General features: G+C 71.6%; 4 protein-coding genes and 1 pseudogene. 2 read left to right on the forward strand and 3 right to left on the reverse strand.

Annotated features, from left to right (window positions below; translation table 11 throughout):
- On the reverse strand, positions 1-2001 hold a 2001-nt coding region (locus tag GH736_RS17915; RefSeq protein WP_159605746.1), incomplete at its 3' end, for a hypothetical protein.
- 75 nt (positions 2002-2076) lie between these two features.
- Positions 2077-2394 (reverse strand): hypothetical protein, encoded by a 318-nt coding sequence (locus GH736_RS17920; RefSeq protein ID WP_203230835.1) that lies wholly within the window; start codon positions 2392-2394, stop codon positions 2077-2079.
- A gap of 97 nt (positions 2395-2491) precedes the next feature.
- Between GH736_RS17920 and GH736_RS17925 the strand changes: the two genes are divergently transcribed.
- On the forward strand, positions 2492-3127 hold the full coding sequence (locus GH736_RS17925) for a TetR/AcrR family transcriptional regulator (RefSeq protein ID WP_159605748.1): 636 nt from the start codon (positions 2492-2494) through the stop codon (positions 3125-3127).
- Positions 3128-3353: 226 nt separating this feature from the next.
- Positions 3354-4112, forward strand: a complete 759-nt coding sequence (locus tag GH736_RS17930; RefSeq protein WP_159605750.1) for an LGFP repeat-containing protein — start codon at positions 3354-3356, stop codon at positions 4110-4112.
- 30 nt (positions 4113-4142) lie between these two features.
- On the opposite strand, the pseudogene GH736_RS17935 reads toward GH736_RS17930, so the two are convergent.
- Positions 4143-4466: pseudogene (locus tag GH736_RS17935) on the reverse strand (beta-galactosidase); the annotation flags it as partial.

Raw genomic sequence — 4466 nt, forward strand, 5'->3', positions numbered from 1 at the left:
CGCCCAGGGCCCGTCGGGCTGGAGGCGGGCCCGGCGCGCGGCGAGCTCCGCCTGGTACTCCTGGCTCGCGATCGCGACGCCGAGCCGCATCCGCTCCGCCGGGGGCAGCACGGTCGCACGGTCATCGAGCGTCCGCTGCTCGGGAACGACCCGCGGCGCGGGCGAGAACCGCGGCTCGACGATGACGAACGCCGCGACGATCGCGAGGAGCACCGCGTCGATCGCGAGCGACGCGGCATCGGGCTGCGGTTCCCACCAGTCGAGGATGGCGAACCACACCACCACGGCCGCACCGATCACGTACAGCGCGCGTGGGACCGCGGTGAGCACGAGCCAGGTCCGAACGTCGAGCGGGCACCGGTCCCATACGATCGACCGCTCGGTCTGCTTCTGCATCAGCTGGTTCAGCCAGATGAGCAGCGCAGCGAGCAGCGCGGAGGCGATCACCCAGCCGATCACCGTGAGGCGGGGCGGGTCGGCATCGTCGTCGATGAGGAACGCGACCGAGGCGGAAGCGGCGGAGCCGTCGAGCCCCGGGACGAGTGCGATGGCCGATCCGATCGCGCCGGCGATGGTCGTGATGAGCCAGGCGAAGACGGCGGACATGCCGGACAGCCCAGGCAGCATCGCGGCGATGAACAGGGCGGCGATGGTGCTCAGCCCGAGGGACTTCTTGTCGATCACGACGAGGCGGTTTCGGATGTAGTCGACGGGGGCCGCGACGGTCGGGAAGTCGGGACCGAGCAGGTGTCGCACGGTGGGCTCGACCACCTGCACGGTGTTCGCGTAGTAGACGCCGTGGTCGAGCCAGGGCTGGCTCGTGTTGTGCACGGCATGCTCCTCCGGTCCGAGGGCGAGCGTCTCATCCGAGGGGAAGTACGCGGACTGCCAGCGCTTGCGAGCGTCAGCCGGGGTGTCGGCGATGGGGCCTGCGGAGAACGGGTCCCAGATCGCCCAATGGTTCGCCCAGGCGACCCGGTCCTCGGGCGCGGCGTCGCGGTTCCGCTCGATCCAGGTCTTGACGGGCGTGTACTTGTCCTTGCGGCCCTGCCACTTCTCACGTCCGAGCAGCACGACCGCGGCTCCGACCGTCGTGAGTCGCCGCACGTTGAACGACTTCGGCTCGAGCTCCTCGAACAGGGCGAACGTCGCGACGGCGGCGCCCTGAGAGTGAGCGAACAGGTGCACCTCGCCGTCGTCGCCGACGAGCTGCTTCGCGTGGGCGAGCGCGTCGCGCACGACGAGCCGCATCGCGGACGCGCGCACGGGCCGCTCCTTCCAGGAGGCGACGTCGCCGATCGACTCGACGAGGCCGTCGAGCACGCCCTGGGCGATGTTCTTGAACCACGGGATGAGCAGCAATGGGCTCAGCAACGGGAGGATCGGCGTGAGCACGACGCCGAGGAGCACGAGGAACAGCCAGACCACGGCGAACGCGATCGTGTTGACGAGCAGGCGGATGCCGTCGACGAGGAAGTTCATCGTGCGGGGGAGCAGCAGCGTCTGGCGGGGTGCACGGAGGTGGTGCCCGAGCGTGAGCGCCGAGAGCACCACCATGGTGTTCCAGAAGAGGTCGAGCGTGCGCGTGATGGCCCGCCACATGAACGGCACCGCCCAGCGGAACACCTGTGCGCGGGTCATCGGCACGAACGATTCCGACCAGCGGGCCTCGAGGATCGCGATCCTGCGCTCGACGGTCTCGGGTGGTGCATCCGGGGCAGCGGGATCACGGCGCTTCGGGAACCGGACGGTGGCGGTGACCACGGGCGTGTCGCCGGAGAGGTCCGAGTCGTGGATCGTCACCCCATGACTCTCGTCGGCGCCGATGATCCGGTCCCGTGCGACCCAGTCCATGCGCTCCAAGAGCGGCTCGGCCCACTCGAGCAGGATCTGGCTCTTGAACGCATTGCCCATGCCGTGGACCACGACGAGGGCGACGTCGAACGCGCCATCGTCGGGCGCCTTGGCCGATTCCGAGCCCGCTGCGGGGGCGATGAGCATGAGGTCCTCCTGCGTCGACGGCGCGCCGATGCGATGACGGCCTGAGCGAACGCTAGTGCGCCGCGATCGGGCGGATCAAGCGTTCGCTCGCGAACGGGCGCGGCTGCGGCGGAGGGCGCCGTACCCGCGGAGGAGCTGCGGCACCACCAGGTAGACCGCGAGTGGCACCACGACGACGGTCAGGGCCAGGGCGCGGAGCACGGGCGGCCACGTGTCGGAGATCGGGCCGATGACGGTCATGCCGAGCGCGACGAGCGGGAAGATCGCGAGCCACGTGATGACCGCGCGGACGTGCACCGACGGCGGGCCGGCCGGGGCGCCGGCCGGAGCAGGCGGGATGGCGGTCGAGGTGGCCGCGGGAATGGCGGCGACGGTTCCGGTGCTGGTCTCCATAGGAGCTCCTCAGGTCAATTCCAACTGAACGGTTGTAATTGAACCACACCGGAGCGTCATCTGCAACTACCCGGTTGGAAATTGCTAGACTGTCGGCATGGCCTGGGACACGGAACGCACGAAGCGACTGCTCCTCGACGCCGCGACCGCCGAGTTCAGCGCCTACGGGCTCGCCGGAGCACGCATCGATCGCATCGCCGCGACCGCCGGGGTCAACAAGGAGCGCATCTACCAGTACTTCGGCAAGAAAGATGAGCTGTTCGCCCAGGTGCTCGCCACCCGCCTCCGCAGCTCGATGGACGAGGTGCAGATGACGGGCGCCGGGCCCGAGGCCGTGGGCGACTACGCCGGCCGCCTCTTCGAGCACCACCTCGCCGACGGGGTCATCCCGCGCCTGGTCTTCTGGGAGGGACTCGAACGCGGGTCCGCCACCGCCGCCGACCTCGACCGTGCGGCCTACCACGCGGAGAAGGTCGAGATGTTCCGGCGGCTCCTGCCAGGTGTCGACCGCGAGACGGCGGGCTCGCTGCTGCTCACGATCGTCTCGCTCGTCAACGCCTGGCCCGTGCTCGGTCACCTCGACGGGTTCCTCATGGGCGACTCGCCCGACCCCGCCGACCGGCGCCGCGCACAGATCGTCGCGATCGCCACGGCGCTCGCGCAGGACGCGCTCGACGCGGCGGCGGGAGCGGCCCACGAGGTGTCCGACGCGGCATCCGCAGCACCCGCGTGACCCCACCGGAACATCAGGGGTACCCCTGATCCCCCGCCCGCGTCGCGCTCGTAGCGTGGGACCCGATCGCCGGGCCGCGAACCGCAGGGGGAACTGTCAACCGCGGCCGGTCGATCGGACAGCCGGCCTGCACCTCGTCGCGTACGGGTGCCGGCCGGCTTCCCCTGTCTCCCGGGCCGACCGGGACCAGCCCCGGCACAGCCCGGCGACGACGAGCGGAGCACCCATGGACGAGCGCAGCGAACGGATGACGCAGCCGCGAGGCTTCGGCCAGGCGACCGGGGCGCAGGCCGGCCTCCTGCCGAAGCGACTCGATCGCGCGGTGAGCTGGTCGGACTTCCGCACCGCCGTGCGCTACGACCCGGCGAACCGGATGCTGCTCGCCGTGCCCGCGATCAGCGCGAAGCGCGCCGAGCATCCCTGGCTCGGCGAGGCGGTCACGGTGCACACGCGCATGGGCGACGCGGAGGTGTACCGGCGCGAGTACGAGCACGGCGCCGTCTACTGGTCGGAGCGCACGGGAGCGCACGAGGTGCACGGCGAGATCGCCGCGCGCTGGCGCGCCGTGGGTGCCGAGCGGTCCTTCCTCGAACTGCCCACGACCGACGCGCAGTGGCTCGCCGTCGGAACGGATGCCGCGGCCGCCGCCGCCGTGCACGCGGGCGAGTCGGGCGGCTTCGCGCACTTCCAGGGCGGATCGATCTACTGGACGCCGCGCCACCCTGCGGCCATCGTGCACGGCATGGTGCGCGACATCTGGGCGCTGCTCGGGTGGGAGCGCTCGGCACTCGGCGTGCCCGTGACCGACGTCGTCGTCGACCGGGCGACGGGCACGATGAGCGGATGCTTCGAGCACGGCTCGATCACCTGGTCGGCCGCGCGCGGCCCCGAGGTCACGGTCGACCCGGGCTGCGCATCCGACGCCACGGGCGTGGAGCGCGACTCGCTCGACCGGCTGCACGCGGGCTTCGCACCTCGGGCCTGATGCCGGGCCCGAGCCGCTGAGCTCGCCGGATCAGCCCTTCGTTTCGCGCCAGGCGGGCGAACTCGTGAGCCGCACGCCGTCCAGGGCGACGAGCGGACCGCCCAAGGACCGGCGCCGCCTCTCGGCCTCGACCGGGAGACGCACCGCGGCGTCGGGATGCAGGGGCACGATGCGCAGCGTGAGCACCGAGCCGCCCTCGGCACTCGCGCCGAGCGCGTCGAGGCCGATGAGCCACGGCGTGCCATCCCAGAACCGGTCGAGCACCACCCGGCCGTCGACCTCGAGCACGGCGACATCGCCCGCCCAGTCGACCTCGAGCACGCGCCGGCCGGGCGCGACCTCGGGCAGGGTGAT

The sequence above is a fragment of the Agromyces humi genome, from assembly GCF_009720255.1.
Taxonomy (GTDB): Bacteria; Actinomycetota; Actinomycetes; order Actinomycetales; family Microbacteriaceae; genus Agromyces; species Agromyces humi.

Bases quoted from the DNA above. Each gene is read 5' to 3' on its own strand.
- GH736_RS17920 (WP_203230835.1), bottom strand. From the start codon at position 2,394: ATGGAGACCAGCACCGGAACCGTCGCCGCCATTCCCGCGGCCACCTCG.
- GH736_RS17925 (WP_159605748.1), top strand. From the start codon at position 2,492: ATGGCCTGGGACACGGAACGCACGAAGCGACTGCTCCTCGACGCCGCG.
- GH736_RS17930 (WP_159605750.1), top strand. From the start codon at position 3,354: ATGGACGAGCGCAGCGAACGGATGACGCAGCCGCGAGGCTTCGGCCAG.